Annotated in this window: 17 protein-coding genes; 7 read left to right on the top strand and 10 right to left on the bottom strand. The window is 67.3% G+C overall.

The genetic code is table 11. The features are described from left to right. Positions 1-56 precede the first annotated feature (56 nt). From tagF to KEG38_RS21940, 7 genes are all read right to left on the bottom strand, one after another. The gene (tagF, locus tag KEG38_RS21970) at positions 57-1,058 is read right to left on the bottom strand and encodes a type VI secretion system-associated protein TagF (RefSeq protein WP_272421638.1); all 1,002 of its coding nucleotides are present in this window, start codon (positions 1,056-1,058) and stop codon (positions 57-59) included. A 93-nt stretch (positions 1,059-1,151) separates the two neighbouring features. Further along, positions 1,152-4,913 (bottom strand): type VI secretion system membrane subunit TssM, encoded by a 3,762-nt coding sequence (tssM, locus tag KEG38_RS21965; RefSeq protein WP_272421637.1) that lies wholly within the window; start codon positions 4,911-4,913, stop codon positions 1,152-1,154. Positions 4,914-4,952: 39 nt separating this feature from the next. Then, positions 4,953-5,630: a DotU family type IV/VI secretion system protein gene (locus KEG38_RS21960; protein WP_153818124.1), complete on the bottom strand. Its 678-nt coding sequence runs from the start codon at positions 5,628-5,630 to the stop codon at positions 4,953-4,955. A gap of 35 nt (positions 5,631-5,665) precedes the next feature. Beyond that, entirely contained in the window at positions 5,666-7,024 is a 1,359-nt protein-coding gene (tssK, locus tag KEG38_RS21955) for a type VI secretion system baseplate subunit TssK (RefSeq protein ID WP_272421635.1), read from the bottom strand. Between the two features lie 38 nt (positions 7,025-7,062). Then, entirely contained in the window at positions 7,063-7,755 is a 693-nt protein-coding gene (gene tssJ / locus KEG38_RS21950) for a type VI secretion system lipoprotein TssJ (protein WP_272421634.1), read from the bottom strand. Positions 7,756-7,882: 127 nt separating this feature from the next. Next, positions 7,883-10,546: a type VI secretion system ATPase TssH gene (gene tssH, locus KEG38_RS21945; RefSeq protein WP_272421789.1), complete on the bottom strand. Its 2,664-nt coding sequence runs from the start codon at positions 10,544-10,546 to the stop codon at positions 7,883-7,885. Between the two features lie 38 nt (positions 10,547-10,584). Further along, positions 10,585-12,432, bottom strand: coding sequence for a lytic transglycosylase domain-containing protein (locus KEG38_RS21940; protein WP_272421633.1), 1,848 nt, complete (start codon positions 12,430-12,432; stop codon positions 10,585-10,587). Positions 12,433-12,609: 177 nt separating this feature from the next. Between KEG38_RS21940 and KEG38_RS21935 the strand changes: the two genes are divergently transcribed. Beyond that, complete coding sequence (locus tag KEG38_RS21935; RefSeq protein ID WP_272421632.1) at positions 12,610-13,920, top strand: type VI secretion system-associated FHA domain protein; 1,311 nt, start codon at positions 12,610-12,612, stop codon at positions 13,918-13,920. Positions 13,921-13,964: 44 nt separating this feature from the next. Continuing rightward, entirely contained in the window at positions 13,965-14,690 is a 726-nt protein-coding gene (locus KEG38_RS21930) for a hypothetical protein (protein WP_272421631.1), read from the top strand. A gap of 160 nt (positions 14,691-14,850) precedes the next feature. Here KEG38_RS21930 and KEG38_RS21925 read toward each other — a convergent pair whose 3' ends face one another. Further along, positions 14,851-15,798: a hypothetical protein gene (locus KEG38_RS21925; protein WP_272421630.1), complete on the bottom strand. Its 948-nt coding sequence runs from the start codon at positions 15,796-15,798 to the stop codon at positions 14,851-14,853. Positions 15,799-16,005: 207 nt separating this feature from the next. Here KEG38_RS21925 and tssE point away from each other — a divergent pair, with 207 nt between their 5' ends. From tssE to tssG, 3 genes are all read left to right on the top strand, one after another. Continuing rightward, positions 16,006-16,422, top strand: a complete 417-nt coding sequence (tssE, locus tag KEG38_RS21920) for a type VI secretion system baseplate subunit TssE (RefSeq protein ID WP_272421628.1) — start codon at positions 16,006-16,008, stop codon at positions 16,420-16,422. A gap of 80 nt (positions 16,423-16,502) precedes the next feature. Then, complete coding sequence (tssF, locus tag KEG38_RS21915) at positions 16,503-18,272, top strand: type VI secretion system baseplate subunit TssF (RefSeq protein ID WP_272421627.1); 1,770 nt, start codon at positions 16,503-16,505, stop codon at positions 18,270-18,272. Beyond that, positions 18,236-19,405, top strand: a complete 1,170-nt coding sequence (gene tssG / locus KEG38_RS21910; RefSeq protein ID WP_272421626.1) for a type VI secretion system baseplate subunit TssG — start codon at positions 18,236-18,238, stop codon at positions 19,403-19,405. Before tssF ends, tssG begins: the two co-directional genes overlap by 37 nt. A 332-nt stretch (positions 19,406-19,737) precedes the next feature. On the opposite strand, the gene KEG38_RS21905 is transcribed toward tssG, so the two are convergent. Then, positions 19,738-20,409, bottom strand: a complete 672-nt coding sequence (locus KEG38_RS21905) for a hypothetical protein (protein WP_272421624.1) — start codon at positions 20,407-20,409, stop codon at positions 19,738-19,740. Between the two features lie 149 nt (positions 20,410-20,558). Here KEG38_RS21905 and KEG38_RS21900 point away from each other — a divergent pair, with 149 nt between their 5' ends. Next, the gene (locus tag KEG38_RS21900) at positions 20,559-21,167 is read left to right on the top strand and encodes a hypothetical protein (protein ID WP_272421623.1); all 609 of its coding nucleotides are present in this window, start codon (positions 20,559-20,561) and stop codon (positions 21,165-21,167) included. A 91-nt stretch (positions 21,168-21,258) separates the two neighbouring features. After that, positions 21,259-22,500 carry a hypothetical protein gene (locus KEG38_RS21895; RefSeq protein WP_272421622.1) on the top strand — a complete coding sequence of 414 codons (1,242 nt, stop codon included), beginning with the start codon at positions 21,259-21,261 and terminating at the stop codon, positions 22,498-22,500. Positions 22,501-22,556: 56 nt separating this feature from the next. On the opposite strand, the gene KEG38_RS21890 is transcribed toward KEG38_RS21895, so the two are convergent. Further along, positions 22,557-23,819: an FHA domain-containing protein gene (locus KEG38_RS21890; protein WP_272421621.1), complete on the bottom strand. Its 1,263-nt coding sequence runs from the start codon at positions 23,817-23,819 to the stop codon at positions 22,557-22,559. Positions 23,820-23,925 lie beyond the last annotated feature (106 nt).

Raw genomic sequence — 23,925 nt, 5'->3', positions numbered from 1 at the left:
GGTTCGCACCACGTGTGCGCGCCTCGAACGAAAGGCGCCCGTTCCGGTTGGGTCGCTTATTGCGAGAGGCCGTCGAGGAAGCCCGAGATCGTGAGCTCCGAGCGCGCCACGAGGGCGTCGAGCTGCACGCCGAGGGCGCGGCGCGAGGTGGGCTCGTCGACCGTCGGAGGACGGCAAAGCTCCACGATGTGATCCGCATATCCCGTCGGCGCGATGAGCTCCCGGAACGAGGCCACGTGCGGCGGACCGAGGTGCAGGAGCATCGTCTGCTGCGGGACCCAGAAGGCATTGAGCAGCGTGTTCTTCCAGCGCGCCAGACGCAGCGTCATGTCCATCCACACGGCCGCCGCGTAAGCGTCGCCCGCGCCGAGCGGCAAGCGAATGCAGAGCCCCGTCTTCGGGTTGTCCTGACCCATGAACGGCTCGACGGACGCAAACACGTTTTGCAAGACCCAGAAGCGGCCCGCATCCGTGCCGAAACCCGTCTCCCAGAGCGCCTTCATCGACTGCGTCGTGAGCCACGAGCGATATCCGGCGCCCGCGGCATCCGCGTCTTCGAGCGAAGGAGGAACGATGCGCGAAACGCGATCGACGAACGCATCGACCGGGAGGGTTCGTCCGCTCGTGGCGATCTCGTACGACGAGGCGAGCAGCGACCAGAGCGCGATCGGGAGCGACGCGCCAGCCGACACGAGCTGGCCGTAATCGTACGAAGCAAAAACAACCATCGGGTACGTACGACCCGCGTTGTCACCGCTCGCGGCCCAGGCGCCGACCATGCCGCGCGTGGGAGGCTCGTTGTCTTTGCCTTCGCCGTGGAAGATGAAGAGCCCGACGGAAGGCTGGTACGCCCCGTCGAACGAGGGGCCGAGCGCGCGACGCGCGAAATCGAGGCCCCCGCCGAGCCAGCGATCGAACGCCGCGAGCTCGTCTCCGCCGGCATTGAAGCGGATGAAATCACCCGTCGCAGGGAGCTTGCCGAAGCAGCCAATCTGCGGGGGGCTCGCGGGACCCTTCTTCTTTCGCCAGAACATCACCGGCCCGGCCCACAAATACACGAACCCCCTCTTTTTACAAGGGGGCGTGCTGCCGTGGGCGAACCCTGGGAGGGCATTCCACAGGCTGCTACGCGGCGCCTGTGGAACACCATCTCAAGAGCCCTTCTTGCCGCCGAAGCTGTCGCCAATGCTGGGCGGGCAGTTGGTCGCGCGGAAGAAGCTGTTGACGAAAGGATGATTGGCGCGGGTGGGGCGCACTTCCATCGTCACCGTCACGGGAGGCGCCGTCATCTGCCACGTCACCGTGAAGACGCTGTCCTTGTCCTTCTCGGCCGTCGTCGTGCCCGCCTCGAACAGGCGGAAGATGCCCCAGGGGCCCTCACGCACGAGCTCCTCGTCGAGCCCGCCCGCGCCACGCACACGCAGGCGCGCGCCGGTCTGCTTCTCGCCCGGCCAGTTGAACGTGTGCCAGAACTCCTTCTCGTTGCGATACTGGCGCTTCTGGCCGTCGATCTCGAAGAGCACCTCGCTGACGATCGGGCTCACCGTCTTCAAGTTGACGTGGAACGTCACCTGCGGTTTTTCACCGCCGCCGCTCGGCCACAGGGCCTCGGTGATCTCGTGCGCCCTGTGCAGGCAGGGATAAAGCATCGCGTTGAAGGGCGTGAACGGCTTCGCCGGCTTCGGACGACCTTCGAGGCCGCCCTTCGGAATGAAGTCGTGGCCCACGCGCATGTGGAAGTCGTCGAGGTGCTGCTCGTAGAAGCCCCAGAGAATGCCCTCCTTCGGCTTCAAGAAGGCGACCACGTCCTCGAACGAAGCGTCACGCGACGCCGCGAGATCAAAGGGATACCGATCCTTGATGTTCTCGCGGAAAGGCGGCCAGACGACGACCTCCCAGAGCCCGCTCGCGGACCCGCCGGCGCTGCGCATGACGGCTTTGTAGGCCTGGCGGAGCGGGTTCATGAGCAGCGGCGTCATGAGCTCCTGGCCCGTCTCGTCCATCTTGAGCAGGAGCTTCTCGGTCTCGCGCACGGCCTCGCCGAATTTTTCGCGCGCGGCCTGCGTGCTGGCGCCGGGCGGAGCGTCCTCGATGCCGCCCATCTCGGCCGCGAGCTGCTCGAGGTGACCGATGTACTTCGAGAGCTCGGCCGGCGTCGGAGGCGGCGGGGGCTGGCCCTCCGCGGTCTTCTGGGGCTGCTCGGGCACGCCGAAGCGCACCATCGAGCGGAACTTGTCCGGGATGGGATCGTACGTGCCCGGCGCGCCGCCGCCGCCGCCGAGGTTCACGAGCTGCGAGAGGCGGCCGCTCGTGCCGGTGCGCGTGCTGAACGACGAGTCGATGCGGCGCTTCACGCGCTCCTTGACCTGATCGAGCACGCCACCGTCCGCGAGGACCTGCTGCTCGGCCTGGTTCTCCACCAGGTCGAACTGCGTGTTGTCCTCGAGCGCGCGGAGCAGGCGCTGGTAAGGCCAGTCCGGCGTGGAGAGGACGCGGAACTCCTCGATCGCCTCTTTGTTGTTCGGCGGGATCTCGACAGAGATGTCCCGGAAGAACTCGAGCCACTCGCGGATGTACTGCGCGTCGTAGTCCTGGCGCACGCGGGCGAGGGCCTGCGCGATCTTGTCGCCCTGGCGCTCTTCCTCCTGCGTCAGCGGCACGACCCAGCGCTCGCGATCGAGGACCTTGATGCCCTCTTCGAGGCTCGCCACGACCTGCGCGTGGCCCTTCGACGTGTACGGACCACGCACGACGAACCACTTGCTCGTGCGCTCCTTCTGGGCGCTCCGGACCTTGCTCAGCACCTCGGGCCGATCCGAGAAGAGCTCGTCGAGCGAGATCGGCGGATACTTCAGGTTCTCGCGCGTGTTCGGGCCGTTCTCGTCGTACTTCTCGTACTCGAGCACGGTGACGAACCGATCGTAGTACCGCTGCGTGGGGCCGACGCGGGCGAGGATGTCGCGCGTGCGCTCCACGGTGCGCTTGTCGAGCTCCTCACCCCGGATCGCGTTGCGGCGGAGGAGGTCGACGTAATACTTCACGTGCGGCGCGAGCTTCGCCTTGAGGTCCGCCTCGGGGATGTCCGTCGTCGGGCGGAGGATGTCGGTCCAGAGCTGCAGGAGCTTGCCCGTCTCCCACGCCGTCTCGGACTCGGGGAGCAGGTGGATCTTGTGCTCGTCGGCGAGCAGCAAATACGTCTTGAGGTCGTTGTACTCCTCGAGGTACTTGCCGCCGGTCGCCGCGTTCAGGCGCTCTTCGAGGCGCGCACGCACAGGCTTGACGAAGCCCTCGCGCAAGGACGCGATGTACTGGTCCTTCGTCGGCTCGAAGAGTTTATCGCCCTGATACATACCCCAGCGGTAGCTCACGGGCGCGCCCTCCTCGCGGTACTGATCGAGGAGCTGGGCGTGTGCGCGGAGGTTGTCGAGCTTGTCGACCTTGTCGAGCGGCGAGCTGCCGTCGGTCCACTTCACGCCCGCCGCCTCGCCCGAGATCCGCGAGGTCTCGGCGACGAGCGCGCGGTTGTTCGCGAACGACATCACCGACGGGATGAGCAGGACGACCGCGAGCGCCGCCGCCGCGAACGCCGCCGCGAACCGCTGAATCCGCTGCCTCCGGACCTCGGCCGCGGTCCGCGCCGCGATGTCCTGGTCCGGGAAGATGACGTTCATGAAGACGTCGCGGAGGAAGTAGCTCTTCGCCTCCGTGGCGCCCGCCGTCGACGCCTCGTCCGAGATCGCGGGGCGCAGGCCGAACGCGCTCATCATCGTGCCGAGGACGCGATCGAGGGGTTTGCCCTCTTGCACGCCGCTCGTCATGTAGAAGCCGCGCATGATCGGCGTCGCCAGACCCGCCGTCTTCGAGGGCTGGAACGCGACGTTCAGGAAGTGCGAGAGGTTTTGCTTGATCGCCGCGAACTCGAGCGGGAACTGGAAGACCTTCTCCTTCGTCCCGCGACTCCGCTCGGTGACCATGCGGCGGAGCGCGCGGTCGTGCATGCGCTCGACGAGCGTGTCGAACTCAGCGTCGAAGATCTTGCCGGGCTCGCTCTTGTTCGCGTCGAGCTTGACGGTCGCGCCGAAGCCCTGGCCACGCTCGCTCTTCTTGAGATCACCGAAGAACTCGACGAACCCGGAGACGAGGTCCACCTTCGTGAACATCACGTAGACGGGCAGGACCATCTTCAGCGTCGACTGCATCTCGTCGATGCGCGCGCGGACCTTTTTCGCGATCGACTCGACCTGCTCCTCCGTCGCGTCGACGAGCTCCGAGATGCTCACGGCGCAGACGACGCCGTTCACGGGCTTGGAGGGGCGATACTTGAGGAGCTGCTCGAGGAAGGCCATCCACTCGTCGTGGTCGTCGGCCTCGGTCGTGTAACGGCCGGCGGTGTCGAGGAGGATCGCCTCGTTCGTGAACCACCAGTCGCAGTTGCGCGTGCCGCCGACGCCGCGGACGCCGCCGCCCTGCGGATCGAGGTACGGGAACACGAGGCCCGAGTGGCGCAGCGCGGTCGTCTTACCCGCGCCGGGCGGGCCGACCATCACGTACCAGGGCAGCGAATACAGCGCGTTCGTGCCGCCCCCGAGCTTCGAGGACTTGAGCGCGTTGATGCCCTCCTGGAGCTGGCGATGCAGCTCCTGGATCTCGGCGCGCCGCTCAGGTTTCGCGTTGAGCGCTTGCTCCTGGGCCTGCTGCGCGATCGCTTTCTCCAGCGCGCGCGCTGCACGCGCCGCGCGGATCCGTCGATACACGACGAGACCCAAAAGCCCGAGGATCACGACGGCCGTGATGGCGATCGGGATCCACGTCGGGAACACCTCGGCGCTCGGCCCAGGACCTGTGGGTCTCAGGATGAACCACACGCCCCAGACCAGGGCGAGGAACAAGGCGCTCAGGATCCACAGCCACATGGAACGTCTCCGTCGGTCCGGATCAACTTCCCGGGACTCTTACTTGCCGCCGCCCAAAAGCTTCTTGATGGCTTCGGCAGTCGAGTCGGCGTTCGAGCCGATGATGAGCCAAAGGATGAAGATCACGATCAGCGCCAGGATGAGGAACCCGATCGCGATGAAGAGATACGGCAGCTCGCGACGAACAGCGCCACCGCCGCCGTCCTTGCGCTCCGCGTTCGGCGCGAGCTGATCTCCCCCGCCCTCCGCCAGCGCGACGTAGTTGCCGAGCCCCTCCACCACCGCCTGGAGCCCCTCCTGGTGTCGCAAACGATATTTCCCCTGAAAGCCAAGGGCCAAACAGAGGAAGTAGATTTGTGCGACGTGCGCGCGGTTGCGCTGGCCGTGCAGGTTGTCCAGGTTCACGAAGAACTGGTCGCCGGCCGTGTTGAGCTGGAAGAACTGAAGCTGCAGGGGGTTACTGAGCCACTGCGTCTTGCCCGGCCAGCTCGAGTGGTAGATGACCTCGTCGGCGAAGGCGGCGAGCGCGAACTTCGCGTCGATCATGTCCTGCTCGGGGATCCGAGCCTCGCGGCCGTTCTGCATCATCGTGTCGAAGAGCTGCAGGACGCGGCGCTGAAGGATGTCCGGCGCAGGCAAATCTCGAGAGTTCCTGAGCTGCAAGATCAGCGACAGGACATCCGAGCAGACCCAATACATCGACTGCGACAGGCTCATGCGCTCCCCATGATCTCAAAAGCCGCGCGCTTCATTCACTTGCCGCCCTGGACCGCGATCAGCCGCAGATCGACCTTCTGCGGGTCGATCGGCTGGTAGATCGCGATCGTGCCAGAGCCGAGGATATCGTTCCAGTAATCGCCAGCCTGGTCGACGCGGAGGTAGATGACGCCCGGCTTGACCGGGATCGCGCCCGGGGGCCGGTACTCGACCGCGACACGAACGCCAGGCATGGCGGCGTTCAGGATGTAACCGATCTGCGTCCACGACCCCATCTTGAGGAGCCGCGGCAAACGCTCGCGCAGCGTCGCCTCGTCGGCGCCCTTCGCCTCGAGGAAGAGCTCGTGCGTGCGCGGGAGCTTCGGATCCTCGAACTTGCCGAGGTACATGCCGTCCTCGCGCTTCTCCAGCGGAACGACGGTGTAGTTCTCCGCGAGCACGCTGGCGACGAGCGTGAGCGCGCGATCGAAGAGCGGCTCGAACACGCCCTCGAGATCGAGGTAGTTGAACTTCGGGATCGACGTCGGATCGCCATCCGCCGCGAAGGTGCAGAGCTCGCCGATCAGCGACGCGATGAGGACGTAGCAATCCTCGGGGTGCGCGTTGCCATGATCGACCATGTGCGAGACGGCGGGGATGAACGCGTTCAGCGTGTGGAGCATCCAGAACTTCGCCGTGTCGGAGAACTGGAAGTCGACCGACGCCGCCGTGCGCAGCCTGCGTCCCTCGGCGAGGGACTTCTGCTTGCCCACCATCGCCGAGAGAATGCGCCGCATCCCCGACATGATGTGGTCGGAGCTGCCGATGTGCGGGATCGGCGGGATGAAGCTCTTCTTGAGGACGATCGCGCCGGTCCGATCCCGCACGAGCTGCCCGATCCGCACGGTCTGGTACGCGTCGCGCGGCTCGGTGCCGAAGAGGATGCGGAGGTTGTAACGAGCCCAAACGACCGAGGTGTCGTTGCGGCCCGTCGTCAGGTCCGGGACCGTGGTGGTTGCCGCGACGAACCGGATCGCCGGGTTCGCCTTCGCCGGATCGAGCGCGACGTTCGGGTGCGTTTCACGCACGTTCGGGATCGCCACGAAGACGTCGAGCGCCTCGAGCGCCGCCGGGAACACGCCCTCGAGCGGCCGCGCCTCGACCACGTCCTCGCCGCGATCACCGACGAAGAACGGCGTGCCATCGGGGAAGAAGCCGTGACACTTGACGAGCTTGAGTTGTCCCGCGGCGAGGGCGCGCTCGTCGAACTGCACGCCCGTCACGCCCCACGGATAACTCAAGAGCGCGTTGGTGCGCGCTTGGAGCAGCGACTCGTGGTACTGGTCCCCTTGCTGAAGATGCTGAGGGGTCATGAAGAGCCCCTCGGTCCAGACGGGCTTGCGCGGGTGGATCATATCGCCCGGTCAGTCTTATCAGAACTCGCCGCGCGGCCCTAGGGGGCCGGGGCAGCGGCCTTCGGCGGAGCGTTGCCGCCCGACGCCTTGGGGAGGTTGACCCTGCGGACCGATGTCGCGTTCGGGAACATCGATTCGTCGAATTCGCTGCCGTTGTCGATCTTCGTGGACTCGACGAAAAAGGCAGTCTTGGGGTCGGCCTGCGCACCGGCGTCGCTCTCGCGCCCGCCGCACTGGGCCTCGCCTGGCATCAAAGGAAATGCGTAGAACGTCTTCCAGCTCTGCCCCTTCGGGCTGTGGAAGAGCGCGACGCCTCCGAGCGTGCTCGCCTCCTTCGCGCGCTCGAACTTCACCTCCACGAGATCGTTCGGGAAAACGCTGACTTCGTCCACCTTGACGATGTCGTCGGCGAGGACCTCCTTGTCGGAGAGGAGGACCTCGTCGTACGTCGCGTTCTGCATCCGCATTTCGTCCTTGAGCTGATACAGCCGGATGACGACGGGGCGCGGATTCTGGTTCTCGTTCGGGTTGATGTTGTCCGCAGCGTAGATGCGGAGCGTGACGATCTGGACGTCGCACGGCTTCGCCGCGGCGGGCGGCGGGGCCCCGGAGCCGCAGCCGATCGCAAACGAGGAGAGCGCGCCGAGCCCGAGCCCGAGAAAAGAGAGAGAGGCAAGGGCCAGGGCCGCGCGCTTGCGTTTCCAGGAGGTGGTGGACGCTGAGGCCGCCATGGCCCTCCTTTTTATCGGAAGGTGTGGCGAGTGGCCTAGCTTTTTGCCGAAAGCGTCGGCCCAGAAACCAAAAGGCCCCCCTCGCCAACGGCGAGAGGGGCCTTGACCCCGAACGGGTGTTACGCGGTCACTCCGGGAACGTCGCCGTGAAGTTCTTCTGATCGTCGATGTCGATGAAGAGCTTCTTCGGCATCACGCCCTCGGCCATCTTCGTGAGGATCTCCTGCGACAGCATCGGCAGGAGCGACGCGCGCAGGATGTGGTCGATGTTGCGGGCGCCCGTGTCGACCTCGGTGCACCGGCTCGCGATGAGATCGACCATGCGATCCGAGTACGTCGCGTCGATCTTCTGGCTCTTCTTCAGCCGATCGACGAGGCCGTTCAGCTTGAGCCGCGTGATCTCGCCGAGCGCGGCGGGCGAGATCGGGATGTACGGGACCACGGTCATACGCGCGAGCAGCGCCGGCTTGAAGTGCGCGGAGAGCGTCGGCTTGATCTCCTCGTAGATCTCGCGGATGACCGGCTCGCGGTTCTCCTCCCACGCCGAGACCACGTGGTTCGTGATCTTATCGGTCGCGAGATTCGAGGTCATGATGATGACCGTGTTCTTGAAGTCGACGAGCAAGCCCGTGCCGTCGGTGAGCATGCCCTTGTCGAACACCTGGTAGAACAGGTTCATCACGTCCGGATCCGCCTTCTCGCACTCGTCGAGAAGGACGACCGTGTACGGCCGCTGGCGCACGCCTTCGGTCAGCATGCCGCCCTCGCCGTAGCCGACGTAGCCGGGCGGCGAGCCGATGAGCCGGGAGGTCGTGTGCTTCTCCTGGAACTCGGACATGTTGATCGTGACCATCATGCGCTCGCCGCCGAAGAGCATGTCCGCGAGCGCGAGCGCCGTCTCCGTCTTGCCGACGCCGGACGGGCCGACGAAGAGGAAGACGCCCATCGGCGTGTTCTGCGGCTTGAGGCCCGCGCGTGCCGCCCGGAGCTCCTTCGCCACCGTCTCGAGGGCGTAACCCTGGCCCTTGATGCGCGTGTTCAGGCGCGACTCCATCTCGACGAGCGCCTTGACGCTATCCGAGACCATCTTGCCGACGGGGATGCCCGTCCAGGCGCTGACGACGGCCGCGACCATCGCCTCGTCGACGTCGGGCCGGAGTAACGGCACCTCGCCCTGGCTCTTGTGGAGATCGCTGATCGCGGCGACGACCTCGCGGCGGATCGCGTCTTTCTCCTCCGTCGTCTTCGCCTCGTCCATGCGCTTGCGCGCCTCGAGGACCTTCTTCGCACCCGCGGACTCGTTGTCGTAGGCGACGCGCGTGTTCTCGAGCTCGACCTTCGACTTCGCGATCCGGTCCTCGAGATACTCGACGCGCTCCTGCTCGATCGTGAGGCCCGCGTCGCGGTCGCGCTTGAGCGCCTCGAGCTCACGCGTGAGCGTGTCGATGCGGACCTCGATGTCCTCGACCTGCGCGGGCTTCTGCTGGAGCGCGATCTTCACGCGCGCCGAACAGGTGTCGAGCAGATCGACCGCCTTGTCCGGCAGGAGGCGACCCGAGATGTAGCGGGCCGAGAGCTTGACGGCCGCGACGACCGCCTCGTCCGAGACGATGACGTTGTGGGCCTCCTCGAACTTCGGGCGGAGACCGCGGATCATGGTGATCGCGACGGCCTCGCTCGGCTCGTCGACCTTCACGGGCTGGAAGCGCCGCGCGAGCGCCGCGTCCTTCTCGAAGTACTTCTTGTATTCGGCCCACGTTGTGGCCGCGATCGTGCGCAGCTCGCCACGCGCGAGGGCGGGCTTGAGCAGGTTCGCCGCGTCGCCCGCGCCCTGCTGGTTGCCGGCGCCGATGATCGTGTGCGCCTCGTCGATGAACAGGATGATCGGCTTCGGCGAGCCCTTGATCTCCGAGATGACCTGCTTCATCCGGTTCTCGAACTCGCCCTTCACGCCCGCGCCGGCCTGGAGGAGGCCGAGATCGAGGCCCAGGATCTCCACGCCCTGCATGATCGGCGGAACCTGGTTGTTCACGATCATGAGCGCCATACCCTCGACGAGGGCCGTCTTGCCGACGCCGCTGTCGCCGACGATGATGGGGTTGTTCTTCCGGCGGCGACCGAGGATGTCGATCATCTGCCGGATCTCGCCCTCACGACCGAAGATCGGGTCGATCTGGCCGGCGCGCGCGCGGCCCGTGTAATCCACGCAGTACTTCGCCAGTGCCGAATCCGCCGACGCGCTCGCCGCGCCCTGCGGCAGCCCGCCCGGGCCCGTCGCGCCGCCCGCCCCGCCCGCCGCCACCGGGGCCGTCTCCACGTCCTCCTTCGACCCCGAAATGATCTTGGGGAGGTTGTTCTTGACGTCCTCGCGGGAGATGCCCTCGAGCAGCGCGCCGATGCCGCTCATCGTGTACTTCGTCGGCTGGTTGACGAGCCGCGCGAAAAGCGCGCCGCTGCGCGTCTTCGTGTAGCCGTACTCCATCGACCCGACGACGAACGCGTCCTGCATCCACTCGAGCATCGTCGGGGAGAAGACGGGCTTGCCGGCGTTGCCCGTGCGCAAATCCGAGAGGCTCCTCTGCAGGGCCTGTCGCAGGCGCGCGGGATCCAGGTCGTAGTGCATCACGATGAACGCGATGTCGGAGTTCGCGTCGTCGAGGAGCGCGAGCAGCAAGTGCTCGACGGTCACCTCGTAATGCCGGGCATTGACGCATTGGACGACCGCCGCCTCGAGCGCAGCGGTGCAGACTTTGGTGAGCCGCTTGATGATGGATTTGGCTTCGACGAGCATCATGGCCCGGGCATCCTACAAGGACCCGGGGCCCGACGTCACCCGCGGGATCGGCCCCGCGATCCTTTCCTTCCTTCGCTGCGACCCTTTTGCGCTTCCGTCTTCTCGGTACCGCGCGCTGCGTCGGAAGGACCCTTGTCCTTATCTTTGCTCGTGCTCGCGTTCGCGCTCGTCCCCGGATCGATGATGCGACGCTGCGTCTCTTCGGCCTTGGCGCCCGCCTCACCCCCCTCGGCCGCGCCGAGATCGAGCGCACCGAGCACGCCGGGCTTGACGTGGAGCCTCAAAATGGATCCTGCGCGGAGTTTGTCCTCCTCGCCGAGCCGGTTTTCCCGCGCCACGTCGTCCACATCCATCGCGAATTGACGCGCGATTCCGATGAGCGTGTCGCCCGGACCAACCTTGTAAAGGAGCGTCTTGCGACCCGTGCGCTTCTTGCGCGGCCGGAACGGCTCCTCGTCGCCCTCGTCGTCGTCCGCCTCGGGGCCCACGCCGGCCTGCGCCGCGAGCTCCTCGACCGGATCCCGGAGCGCGCGCCGCTTCTTGTACGAAGGCAGGAGCGAAAGCAGGCTGTCGTTGTCCCGCGTCGCCGCGCGACGCCGCACGAAATCGCGACCGCCGATGAGATCGACCGGATCGAGCACGGCCGCGTCCTCGGTCACGATCGGCTCGGTCTGGAGGAGGACCGGGAGCATCGTATGCGCGCGCGACAGCGACTCCGCCGGCACGTTCACGAGGAAGTCGCCTCGTCCCGGCGGCAGCCTATCGCCGAGCAGATCCGGATTGAGCTGCCGCACCGTCTTCAGCGGCACGCCGGCCGCCTTGGCGAGGGTCTTGAGCGACAAACCGGGCGGCGCCGCGATCTCGGCCGCGTCCACGGGACGCGCGAGCTCGACCTGATCGAACCCGAAACGCTCCAGGTTGTTCGCGACGAGCGCCGCCGCCGCGATCTTCGGGACGTACGACGACGTCTCCGTCGGCAGCGCCTCCTGCCGCGCGAGCTCGTTGAAGTCGGCCGTGCCGTAGCGATCGATCCGATCGAGGAGCTGCTCGTAGCCCATGTTGTAGGCCGCGAGCGCGAGATCCCAGTTGCCGAAGCGCATGTAGAGATCCCGGAGGTGGTGCGCGGCCGCGCGCGACGCGAGCTTCGGGTTTTTCCGCTGGTCGACGTGCTTGTTCTGCTCGAGCCCGTACACCGCACCCGTCGCCGGCATGAACTGCCAGAGCCCCATCGCCCCCGCCGGCGACTTCGCCCGCGCGTCGAACCCGCTCTCGATCATCGCGACCCAGATCAGATCCTCGGGCAAACGCCACTCGCGGAGCTCCCCCTGGATGAGGTCCTGGAACCGGCCGCTGCGCTTCAGCCAGGTCTCGAACATCCCGCGGCCCCGATCGGTCCGCGTGAAGAAGCGGACGTACTTCAACGTGCGCCGCGTGATCGACACCTTCAGATCCGGAAGCTGCAGCCGCGAGAGCGCCTCTGCGCCCGCCACGTCGAGATCGTCGACCTCGGCCCCCTCCCCCGTCGCGTCGGAGTTGAGCCGCGGCGAACGCGAGTACATCGGCCGATCGAGCGAGGACTGCTCCCCGCGCGCCGCCTCCCGCATCTCGACCTCGCGCAGCCTGCCGAGCTGCTGCGACTCCGGCCCGCCCATCCGCGCCGCCGTGACCCCGCCCCGCGGCGCATCCCCCCGCACGGGCGTCCGCGAAGGATCCACGATGAGCGGCACCGGCGCGGCCTCGGGACGGGCCGCCCCCGGCGCAGGCGCGACCGCCACCACGGCGGCCTGGACAGGCGCGAGCGCCGCGTCCGGCGCGCTCATCCCCACGCCGTACCCAAACGCAAGGGCCGAAACGAGGGGCGGAATCCTGTGCAGGAGGCTCATGTCGGTCAGGGTCGCATGATGTAGGTAAAGGTGTCAAAAAACCGGGCCGGCCCACCCGAAGGCCTGCCGATCGGACGACGCGCCGCGCCGCGGCGAACCTGGCGGGATCGGAGGAGGTTCGCGGGATCGTCGCCCGCTACTTCTGGTCCCGGCACACTGTCTGCTAGTCTCGCACCCATGCCGCTGGCGCTCGTGGCCCGGGTCATCGATACCCAGGCCAATCAAAGCTTCGACGTCACATTCGAGCGCTTCCCCATCCGCATCGGCAGAAACCAGCTCAACGACCTGCACATCGATCGGCCGTACGTCTCGCAGTTCCACCTGGCCATCGACGTCCGCGACCGGCAGATCATCGTCAAGGATCTCGGCTCGACGAACGGAACCGTGTTCGCAGGCCGGCGCCTCACGCGTGACACGCCGACCGACGTCACGAGCACGCCGGAGCTGACCATCGGCCCGATCGTGATGCGGATGCAGCTCATCGATGCGGCGCCGAAGAAACGCGAGGCCCCGAAAGACGGGACGGTCCTCGACTTCGCCCAGGAGCAATCCGGCAACGCCGCCGCGTCGTGGAGGCAGCAGCAGAAGCCGATCACGCCCGGCGCCGAGGACGCCTACGTGCGGCAGCTCCAGCCGTACGTGGAGGCCTACCGCGCGGCCTGGGGCGGCGTGTACCGCGTGATCTACGACCACCTGCCGCGCCTTACGCCCGAGGTGCGGCAGAACTACTTGAAGCGCGTCGCGATGGAGCAGCCGACCCTCACGGCCGAGCAGGATTTCCAGAAGCTCTCGCAGTACTACGGCGTCGATCCGCGCATGCTCGGCGAGCCGAGCCCGGCGCAGGCCGCGCACGCCGCGATGATCGAGCTCTCGCGCACGCTCGCGCCTGGCTCGAAGCCGATCGAGGACGTCGAGAGCGTGCTGACGTTCGGCCGCAAGCTGCGCGACGCGATGGAAGTCTTCCTCAAGTGCTTCGTGAGCCTGCGGAACGGCTACCAGGAGTTCGAGGCCGAGATGCTCGCGCGCGAGGTGACGCCGGACGAGAACGATCGCGTGGCCTCCGCGAAGGACGAGAAGGAGCTCGGCAACGCGCTGCTCGGACCGCAAGGCGGACCGGACGCGCCGCGGCAGCTCCAGGACATCTTCGTCGACGTGATGAGCCACCAGGTCGCGCTCATCAACGGCGTGATGGAAGGCGTGCGCACGCTGCTCACGAAGCTGTCGCCGAAGACGATCGAGGAGGAGCTCGAGCGTCGCGGCAAGAGGGGCGGCCTATTCTCGAACAAATTCGAAGCTCTCTGGAAGCTCTACGAGGTCGTACACGGCGACTACGCTGGAGAACAGAAAGAGACCTTCCTGATTATTTTTGGCCCGCAGTTCTCTCGCGCGTACGCTGCGACGGCCGGGGATGACGAGAAAGCCACCGGCGATGCGGGCGCGAAGAACCGCGGCCGCTTCACTCTCTCGCCGAACCAGATCAAACGATGAGCCGCGCCCGCATCGCGGGGCGCGGATACGGAAGGCTCATCCGAATGCGTATCAGGGAGATCGTTCTGGCCACGTTGGGCCTCGTCTCAGCCTCCTTCGCCTACTCCACGGAGGCATCTGCCCAGACCACCGGCGTCCCGGCCATCGCCCCGCGCGACGAGACGTGGGGCACGGTGAGCCACGCCATGCTCGGCGTCGGCGCCGGCACGGTCTTTCTCATGCCGCGCGTGTACTACAGCGACCCGGAAGCGACGGTCGGCTGGAAGGGCCGCTGGCACTTCTCGATGTTCGCCCCCGCGATGACCATGGCCGCCGCGACGTTCCTCGTCGATGGCCCCATCCGGAACGCGCTCCAATATCCGCGCCCCGGCTGCTCCGTGGATCAGACGCTCGTCGCGAACACGGACTCGGGCTGCGAGACGTTCGGCGGGCCCTCGACACACGCCTTCGCGTCGTGGGGCGCGACGGGCGTCGGCACGGGCATCTTCCTCGTCGACACGATCAAGTACTCGAAGGGCCGCTTCAACGCGGGCTCGTTCATCGGGAACATCGGCGTCCCGCTCGTGGCCTCGATCTTGACGTCGGTCGGCCGCGGCGTGGAGTCGCCCGCGGTCGACGAGTTCGGCACGCAGACCCTCCCCTACGAGACCTCGAACCAGATCATCGCCGGCACCTTCGCGGGCTTCTTCACCGGCCTGCTCGTCGGCGGAGCCTACGCGCTCCTCCAGCGCCCCTCCTGCGGCTACGGCAACGCGATCTTCTGCTGGTGAAGCAGCATGACGTTGGTGCTCCAACCTTCGGAGCACCAACGTCCCGGCTTTGCCGCTACCCTACCCAGCGAACCAGCGGCACCTACGCCGGGTAGTCCCGAATGAAGTGAAACGGAGTGAGGGACGTAGGGTGCGGCCCATCGAGGCCGCACCCTCTTGATCAATCCTGACCGACGACGCGCTCCCAGAGCGGGTCGTTCGAGGAGAACAGGGCGTCGCGCTCCACCTTGAGGAAACGCGAGAACTCGACCTTGCGCAGCGCGCGGTCGCTGTCCCGGTTCGGATCCTCGTAGTGGATGATGCTCACCTTCACCTGCTCGAGGAGCTGGATCCCGTTCGGCTTGTAGCTGACGTCCGTTCGAAGCTGGTACCGCGCATAAAGCCCGCGCTCGGTGACCGACGGGAGCACCTGCACGCGCTCGATGTCGACCTTCGCCGCCTCGATCAAACGCCCGCGGCGCGCGAGGAACATGTGCGCCTGTTTGCGGCAGTCATCCGGATCGGGACAACGCTTCGCTTCCGCCACGACGAGGTTGTCGTCGCCGAGACGAACCGGCGTGATCTGCGATTTCGCGGGACCGCGGAAGCTACCGATCGCGTAGATCTCGGCGCGATCGTCGACCGCGCGGGCGAGGATGATCGGGCCGCCTTCGTCGCCGTTCTCGAACTTGAGCACGCGGAACCAGAGCGTGCGCAGGCCGTTCGGGCCGGAGCGGACGTCGACCTCCTCGACGTCGAGCTTGCGCGGCCAGCCCTTCTCCGAGATGCCGCCGCGGAGCGACTCGTTCGCGAAGGCGTAGTGGCCGGTGCAGTCGACGTCGGTCGGGTTCAACCCCTTCTCCGCGTTGAACCCGGGGAACGCGATCTCGGCCCACTGATCGGCCTCGAGCGTGCGCACCACGGCCTTGCCGCGACCCCCGCGCAGCGGTGAGAGCTTCTGCGTGCACACCGCGATCGGCGTCTGCTCGCGCGTCTTGGCCTCGAGGTGCGGCTGCTCGGGCGCAGCGCCGCAGCCCATCGTGGAGGCGATCCCCAGCGCCAGCGCGGCGAGGCTCCCGCGGCGCGCCGTTTTCGCTTGGTTCCGGCGGTCTTGAAGAGACGGCTTCACGCCTCATTTCGTATCACGCAAGGCGCCTGCCACGAAAATTCCCTGTGGCCTCCCCGCGCACGATCCACGGCCCGAACCCCGACAACGCTCCCCCACCGCGAAGGCAGGTGACCTTTGATACAATGCCGGCGAGCCGTTTCGAGGGGGAAGCGCGGCGCGGGGATTCGGGGCTTCTGGTCGAGCGGGGCGACGGGTAGAATGGTCAGCATGGCAGCCTCGCTGCTCACGCGCATCGCCCACGCCGCCAACCCGCACTCGCTGGAGAGGCACACGTGGAAGGATCAGGATCTCGAGCAGGCGGTGATCACGCACCTCTCGCGGATGCTGAACACGCGGCAGGGTAGCTCGCTGACCTGCCCGGATTATGGGCTGATCGAGGTGTCGGAGATGCTGCACGACTTCCCCGACGCGGTCGGCATCGTGCAGCGCGCCATCAAGAACAGCATTCAGCAGTACGAACCGCGGCTGAAGAACGTGCAGGTGCGGCACATCAAGAACGAGGTCATGGGGACCATGTACCTCGAGTTCGAGATCACGGGGCAGCTTCACTACCCGGACGGACGGCGTACGGGGCTCCGTTTCAGCACCTCGGTGGATCAGAGCGGCAACGTCAAGGTCGGCTGATCGGTTCGCGGAGGCGCGAACCTCTTCACGATCGTTGACACTGTCTCTCCGGAACGGTCGACTGTTCGGCGTCGGGCCCCATGTTCAACAAGTACTACCAGGACGAGCTATCCTACCTGCGCGAGCTCGGGCGCGAGTTCGCGCAGGCGTACCCCGCGATCGCGCCGATGCTCGCCGAGCGCGGGGCAGATCCGGACGTCGAGCGATTGCTCGAAGGCGTCGCGTTCCTGACAGGGAAGATCCGGCAGAAGCTCGACGACGAGCTGCCCGAAGTCATCCACTCGGTCGCGTCGCTGCTCTTCCCGCACTACCTCAGGCAGATCCCGGCGACGTCGATCGTGGAGTTCACGCCGCTGCCGAACGTGGTGCGCGAAAAACTCATCGTCGCGCGGCACGCCGAGGTCGGCTCGGTGCCCGTCGACGGTGTTTCGTGTCGATTCCGCACGACGCAGGACGTGGAGCTTTTGCCCCTCACGGTGGAGGACGTGCGCGTCGAGACGGGCGCGCAGCTCGCGCAGTCCTTGCGGATCGAGGTGAAGGTGACGGGCGGCGCGGCGCTCGCGGCGCTCGCGCTCTCGCGGATCCGCTTCTACATCCACGGCGAGCGCAGGCTCCAGGACGACGTGCGCGTCTGGCTCGGCGCGCACGTCGACTCCGTCGCGCTCTGCTCGGTCGACGCCGCCGGCCGCGACACGACGCTCGCGACCTTGCCTGCGCGCAACGTAAAACTCGTCGGGTTCGACGAGGACGAGGCGCTGATCCCTTACCCGCCCACGGTCTACGCGGGGTTCCGGCTGCTCCAGGAGTACTTCACGCTCCCGCAGAAGTTCGCGTTCTTCGAGATCCAGGGGCTCGAAGCGATGCCCGCGGACAAACTCTCGGACAGGTTCGCGATCCTGATCCAGTTCAAGGACGGTCTGCCCGCGGGGACGCGTCTGTCGAAGGAGAACTTCCGGCTCTTCTGTTCGCCGGTCGTGAACCTCTTCGAGCACTCGAGTGATCCGATCAAGCCTGATCCGAGCAAGTACGAGTACCTCGCGCGCCCCGCGGGTTCGACGCCGGTCGCGTACGAGCTCTACAGCATCGAGAACGTGATCGGCATCGCGCGGCGCACGAGCCAGCGCGTGAAGATCCCGCCGTTTTTCTCGTTCGAGCACGAGCTCGATCCGGAGGCGTCGTCGCGCGGCGTCTTTTACCAGACGCACATCAAGCCCGCGGCGATCGGCGACGGCGTGGACATCTACGTCTCGTTCGGCTCGGCGCAGGACGGCGCGGCGATCCCGGAGTTCGACGTCATCAGCATCGAGGCGACGTGCACGAACCGGCGCTTGCCGGCGCAGCTCAAGGTCGGCGATCTGCGCGTGCCGACAGCGACATCGCCGGCGGTCGCGAGCTTCACGAACGTCACGGGCGTGACCGCGCCCTTGCCTCCGCCGATGGGCCGCGAGCTTCAGTGGCGCGTGCTCTCGCACATGGCGATGAGTTATCGCTCGATCACGGAGCTCGACGTGCTCCGATCCGTCCTCGAGATCTACAACTTCCCCGCGCTCGTCGATCGTCAGGCGGCGCGGGCGAACCAGCTCCGCATGCAGGCGATCAAGTCGATCCGCGTCCGCCCCACGGATCGGCTCTACCGCGGCGCACCCGTGCGCGGCGTGGCGACGGAAGTCGAGCTCGACGAAGGGGGCTTCGCGGGTGAAGGCGAGATGTATCTCTTCGCGAGCATCCTGAACGAGATGCTCGCGGCGTACGTCTCGCTCAACTCCTTCACGCAGCTGAGCGTCACCGGCACCAATACGCGCGTGGTTTATCGATGGGAGCCGAAGAGCGGCAGCCTGAACCTGATCTGAGCGGCGGGGGCAAACCCGACGCGGCATTCGCGCCGTCGCCCGATCCGGAGCGGCAGGCGAAGGCCATGATCGCGGCCAAGATGGCCGAGCTCGAGCACAGCGCGCGTCGCTACTCGTTCTTTCGGCTCGTCTACATCCTCGAACGCCTCTTCCCGGGCAGCGCACCCGTGGGCCAGCTCGGGCCCGTCGCGACGGAGCGCATCCGCCTGCGCGGGGACACGAGCCTGATCTTCGCGTCGACCGACGTCAGCGAGCTGAAGTCGACGAAGTACCCGGACGAGGTCGAGCGCGCACGCATCACAGCGGGCTTCCTCGGGCTCTACGGCTCGGTCTCGCCGCTGCCGACGTACTACGTCGAAGATCTCGCGCAGGAGGACTACCAGGGCGGTCCGCAGCCGAAGCGCGAGTTCCTCGACGTCTTCAACCATCGCCTGCTGTCGCTGTTTTACCGGGCGTTCACGAAGTACCGGCACTCGGTCGGCTACCGGAAGAAGGGCGACGATCCGTTCACGCGGCGCCTGCTCTGCGCGGCGGGCGTCGATGGATTCCGCGAGCACAAGAGCCCGCTGCACCGGTTCCTGTACCTGCGCTACGCGCCGCTGCTCGCGACGAAGTCGAGGAGCGCGCGTGGGCTCGAGGTGGTGCTGAAGGACATCTTCGGCAGCATGGGCGTAGACATCGAGCAGTTCGTCGGGCACTGGACGCTGCTGGAGAAGCCGCTGCGCAACAAGATGGGCGTGGCGAACCATCAGCTCGGCGAGAGCCTGACGATCGGCCGATGGGTCTACGACGGGACAGGCCGGTTCAAGATCAAGCTCGGGCCGCTGAAGTACGACGAGTACATCTCGTTTTTGCCGGGCGGCTCGAACCGATCGGTCCTCAAGGCCGCAGTCGACACGCTGACGCGCGGCGCGTGTGACGCGATGCTGGAGCTGCACGTGGCAACGGAGGACGCGCCGCGCTTCCAGCTCGCATCGCCGCGCGCGTCGACACTGGCGCGAACGACGTGGCTCGGCGGCCCCGTCGGGCAAAACTTCGTGATCGAAGTACCGCTGAACGACAAACCCCAGAAGACCGGCCAGGGAGACGACGAAGAGGAAGAACGTCTCGACCCGCCGCCGCTTCCGTACTAGCCCGCCGCGCTGGGGCGTTGCCCCAGGCCCCACCAGGGGCTGTCCGCCCCTGGACCCGGACCAGCCAGGGGCTGGACCCGGGGTCGATGAACTGCGCGATGCGCAGTTCATCGAACAGGCCAGGGCAAGACCGAAGGCGACCCTGCCAGCCAAGACAGCCGCGCTGCCCTTTCGACTGGCAACGCGGTTCAACCGGCCCGTTGGAAGAACTGCGCGGAGCGCAGTTCTTCCATCACGAGTCCAGGGCTTGCCCTGGTCCGGGTCGAGGGGCGGATAGCCCCCGCGGGGCCCGGGGCAGCGCCCCGGCGCGGCGGGGGGGGCGTGGGAGTTTGTCAGTAGACGAGCATGCTTCGCAGCGCCGTCGCCATCTCGTCGGCGACCGACTCGATGTTCTCGCCGTGAACGACCTGCACGAGCAGGAGGCGATTGCCGCTGCGGATCAAAACTTCGTGCGCGTACGAGTGATACGCTGGCTTCGCGGGCACACGCGTCTTCACGATGTAGCTTCGTGCTTGCGCGTTCGCCGTCGCCACGGGCATCCGGCCCGCGAGGATCTGCGCGCCTTGGTCCTCGCAGTCGCGCTCGTAGCGCTTCATCACGTCGGGCCACGTGTCCTCGGGATGATCGATCCGCTCGTAGATCGAGAAGAGGAACTGGCGCGGCGACTGATACGAGATGAAGCGCTGACCGGGCGCGTAGTCGGCGTCGCGCACGTACCAGTCGATCGGGCGCGCGAAGCGCACGTCGCCGTCGAGCACCCCCACGCCGACACGGCGCGGCAGGCGCTCGTTTTCGTCGGCGTTGAGCTTCGGGAAGTAGACTTCGTAGCTCTGGTTCTTGTCGATGACCCCGCTGCCGTGCAGGTAGAACACGTCGTCGCGCTGGGGCGCCGTGGGCGAGCCACCGCAGCCGAGCGAGACGATGGGCAGGGTCAACGCGCCCAGCACGACGGCCAGACGGCGAAGAGAACGGAGCTTGGGGGCAGAGAGGTCGACGGGCCTCATCACGGTTAACTTAGGATACCCTGGTCGCGGGGCCAAATGATCGCTCATGAGTTTGGCCTTCTCGCCGAGACCGTTGAATGATCGGGCCGGCTTCGGACAAGATGATGCCAGGATCCGGTGTCGCTCGCGCGGCGCCTGGGGAGTGCACCGTGACGTATCTCGCAGAACGTAGTGTCCTTCTATCCCTCGCCCTCGCGCTCGGCGGCTTTGGCTGCGTCGGGCTCGAGGCTGGCATCGACTATCCGAGCGATTTGCCCTCGCCGGATGAGCATCTGACGTCGCCGGAGGGCGAGGCGGACCCCAGCATTTCGCTGAACGGCTTCGTCATCAAGGACGACGTCTGCAAGGGGCTCGACACCCACCCGGTCACGCAGCGGCTCGGGCCGGAGGACTTTGCGCGTTTCCTGGAGACCCAGGGGCTCAAGATCGAGCCCAAGAAGGCGCGTGACAACCTCTACTGGTTCGACTTCCCCACGGGCGAGAAGAAGGAGGGGGAGCCGCAGCAGTTCGTGCGCCTTCGCCTCGCGGTCCTCGACGACCACTTCGCGGCCACGCGGGATCTGCAGGAATCGCTGCTCGATCACGGCCCGGGCTGGTGGGGGCTGCGCCGGTCGAACCTCGCGGTCCTGGCGCCGAAGACGAGCCTCTCCGAATCGGTCGCCTTCGCGCTCAAGCACAAGCTCGTTTGCTGGGGCATGTTCGCGTACACGGGCACCGACGACGTGTATGGCGTCCCGGGTCCGTACACCGAGCTCTGAGCGGAGCGCCCTCCCCCACGGTGGGCGCGCGAGACGGGAAGGACGCGCGCGGATGTAGTCCGGATGCGTGTCGTTCACGTAAACTCGATCCATGCGCTTCCGGCTCGCCTTTGCTCTCACCGCCATCCCGACCGCCATCGGCGCGTACCTCGCCGCCTGCAGCCCCCCCGACAACCTCGAGGATCTCTGCGGCTGGCTCGGCGATACCAACAACTGCTACCGCAAGTTCGCCCAGGAGGTGACGGACCGGTGTGGCGTGGTCGCCAACGCCGATACGCCGCCGAACGATCCGGCCCAGCCTTCGCCGCGCCACGGAACGTTCCTCAAGCGCGACAAACTCGACCTCTGCGTGTTCGACAGCGCGGCGGGCGGAAGGGTCGTCTTCGATCCGCCGCTCGACATCGCGGAGTTCCCCGTCAAGACCGCCTCGTTCGCCATCATCAACGCCGACGCGACGTTGTGCGGCGCCGGCGCGGTCGGCAACGACGGGGCGTTCGCGATCTCCGTCGAATCGAATCCGCCCATCCCGGACGGCGGCACGGGTGACGCCGGCGCCGTGGATTGCTCCAGCGAGACACAGACGTGCGGTGGCACGTTCTCCGTCACGTCGATCACGGAGCGCGAGCTCATCGACACGAAATGCCCGAACGGCGAGACGCATCGCTTCAACCGCCTGCAGCTCGCCAAGTGCGACGGCGACCAGCAGATCGAGCAGGACTACGACCAGCTCATGCCGAGGGCGGAGCTCTTGTCCAGCGCAGGCGCGGTGGGCGTGAACGGCTTTGTGCGGTTCCGCGTCGTTTACCCGCCTTCGATGATCCCCATGCCCACCGACGAGAAATATCCGCTGAGCGGCGAGCCGCCGGTGGTCGTCGAGTACTTCGAGTGCAGCGTCCCGGGCGCGTCTTCCACGTGCGCCAACGCGCAGAAGGACCCGGACGAGACCGACGTGGACTGCGGCGCGATCTGCGGCAAGGGCTGCGCGGAGGGCAAGTTGTGCGCGATCAACGCCGATTGTGCTTCCCGCACGTGCGCGAAGGACGAGTTGGATGGGATCCTGAAGTGCAGGCCGAACCCGAACTGCGGCAATGGAAAACATGACGCCGACGAGGGCGACGTGGACTGCGGCGTCGTCTGCAACAACGCCTGCGGTGAGTGCAAGACCTGCATCATCCACGACGATTGCGGCTCCGGCTCTGCTTGCGTGCTGGATGCGGACGGCGTGAAGAAGTGCCGCGCTGACGTCGACGCCGGTGCGTGCTCGATGCCTGACGCGGGCGGAGGTGGCGCCGGTGGTGCCGGTGGTGCCGGCGGCGCGGGCGGCATGCCCTGAGACACGCAGGGCGCGCGTGGGGGCGAAACCTGCTCCCACGCGCGCCGGAAAATTCTCTAGGACACGAGCAGTTTGACCACGAACGTCGTGCTGCCGAGGCGCAGCCGATCGTTGTCGCGGAGCTGGCGGCGATCGCCGGGCACGAGCTTCTGCTCGTTCAGGAACGTCCCGTTGCGCGAGTTGTCGTCCTCGACGAACGCCTGACCCGTCGCGGGATCCGCGTGGATCGTCGCGTGGCGCGACGACGTGCTGCCGTCCGAGACCGCGATGTCCACGCCGCTGTCCCCGCCGCTCCGACCGAGCTGCGTGCGGCCGCTGTGGATCGGCCAGAAGCTGCCGCCCGGATCGTTCTGGAACGTCACGAGGAAGCCGACGAGCACGCGTTGCCCCGACGGCGTCACCGCCCCCGGCGGCGCGGCCGCGGGCCCTGACAACGAGCCCGGCGAAACCATCTGCGGCGCGACCATCGGCGGCTGCCCGAGCCCGCCTCCCAGACCGCCCGGCGACATCATCGGCGGCGGCGCCACCATCGGCGGCGGCGCGACCCCGCCGAGCTGACCCGGCCCCGTCAGGCGCGGCGGCGCGGCGGGCATCGCGCCCATCCCGCCTTGCGGGACCATCGGCGGCACGGCCATCTGCGGCGCCATCTGCGGCGCCATCTGCGGCGCCATCTGCGGCGCCATCTGCGGCGCCATCTGCGGCACTGCCATCGGCGGCGCGGACATGCCTGGATTGCCGAACGTCGGCGCGGGCTGGCCCATCGGCTGCCCCATCGGTTGCCCCATCGGCTGCGCCATCGGCTGCGCCATCGGCGGAGGTTGTCCGAACGAAGGCGCGCCGGGCATCTGCGGCGCACCCATCGGCGGCGCGCCGAGCGGCGCTTGGCCAAACGGCATCCCGCCGGGTGCGGGCGGCGCTCCGAAGCCCGGGGCCGCGGGCATCCCGGGCGGCGCGCCCATCGGCTGTTGCGGCGCGGGCTTCGGCGCCTCGCGCGCCCAGGGCGAGCGCATGGGACTGTCGTCCACGTCGGCCGACGAGAACGCGCTCGCGGCCGGCATCCCGCCTCCGGCCATGGGCGGCGGCGGATAGGCTCCGGGCGTGACGGGCGGCGGAGGCGCCATCCCGCCCGGGTTGATCTTCGGTGGAGGCGCGGGGTAGCCGCCGCCCATCCCTGGGGGCCCCGGAGGCGCATAGGCCCCCGCTCCACCCATCGGAGGCGGCGCCGGTGCGCCTGCTCCACCCCCCACGGACGCTCCGCACATGTTGCAGACCGAGTCCGTGTCCTTGAGCATCCACTGACAGCTGGGACAGGGCTTCATCCGCCCGCCACACTAACATTTTTGTCCGCCGCGGGTCTCCCGCTCCGCGAACGTCGGGCGAGCATGGGGATCGGCGCCACAAAAAGACATCGGGGGCGATGCGCGA

This window comes from Polyangium jinanense (genome assembly GCF_028435265.1).
Taxonomy (GTDB): domain Bacteria; phylum Myxococcota_A; class Polyangia; order Polyangiales; family Polyangiaceae; genus Polyangium; species Polyangium jinanense.
This window is presented reverse-complemented; position numbering and strand designations above follow the sequence as displayed.

Coding starts and splice junctions, on each gene's coding strand:
- tssM (WP_272421637.1), bottom strand. CDS start 4,913: ATGTGGCTGTGGATCCTGAGCGCCTTGTTCCTCGCCCTGGTCTGGGGC.
- KEG38_RS21960 (WP_153818124.1), bottom strand. CDS start 5,630: ATGAGCCTGTCGCAGTCGATGTATTGGGTCTGCTCGGATGTCCTGTCG.
- tssK (WP_272421635.1), bottom strand. CDS start 7,024: ATGATCCACCCGCGCAAGCCCGTCTGGACCGAGGGGCTCTTCATGACC.
- tssJ (WP_272421634.1), bottom strand. CDS start 7,755: ATGGCGGCCTCAGCGTCCACCACCTCCTGGAAACGCAAGCGCGCGGCC.
- tssH (WP_272421789.1), bottom strand. CDS start 10,546: ATGCTCGTCGAAGCCAAATCCATCATCAAGCGGCTCACCAAAGTCTGC.
- KEG38_RS21940 (WP_272421633.1), bottom strand. CDS start 12,432: ATGAGCCTCCTGCACAGGATTCCGCCCCTCGTTTCGGCCCTTGCGTTT.
- KEG38_RS21935 (WP_272421632.1), top strand. CDS start 12,610: ATGCCGCTGGCGCTCGTGGCCCGGGTCATCGATACCCAGGCCAATCAA.
- KEG38_RS21930 (WP_272421631.1), top strand. CDS start 13,965: ATGCGTATCAGGGAGATCGTTCTGGCCACGTTGGGCCTCGTCTCAGCC.
- tssE (WP_272421628.1), top strand. CDS start 16,006: ATGGCAGCCTCGCTGCTCACGCGCATCGCCCACGCCGCCAACCCGCAC.
- tssF (WP_272421627.1), top strand. CDS start 16,503: ATGTTCAACAAGTACTACCAGGACGAGCTATCCTACCTGCGCGAGCTC.
- tssG (WP_272421626.1), top strand. CDS start 18,236: ATGGGAGCCGAAGAGCGGCAGCCTGAACCTGATCTGAGCGGCGGGGGC.
- KEG38_RS21905 (WP_272421624.1), bottom strand. CDS start 20,409: ATGAGGCCCGTCGACCTCTCTGCCCCCAAGCTCCGTTCTCTTCGCCGT.
- KEG38_RS21895 (WP_272421622.1), top strand. CDS start 21,259: ATGCGCTTCCGGCTCGCCTTTGCTCTCACCGCCATCCCGACCGCCATC.
- KEG38_RS21890 (WP_272421621.1), bottom strand. CDS start 23,819: ATGAAGCCCTGTCCCAGCTGTCAGTGGATGCTCAAGGACACGGACTCG.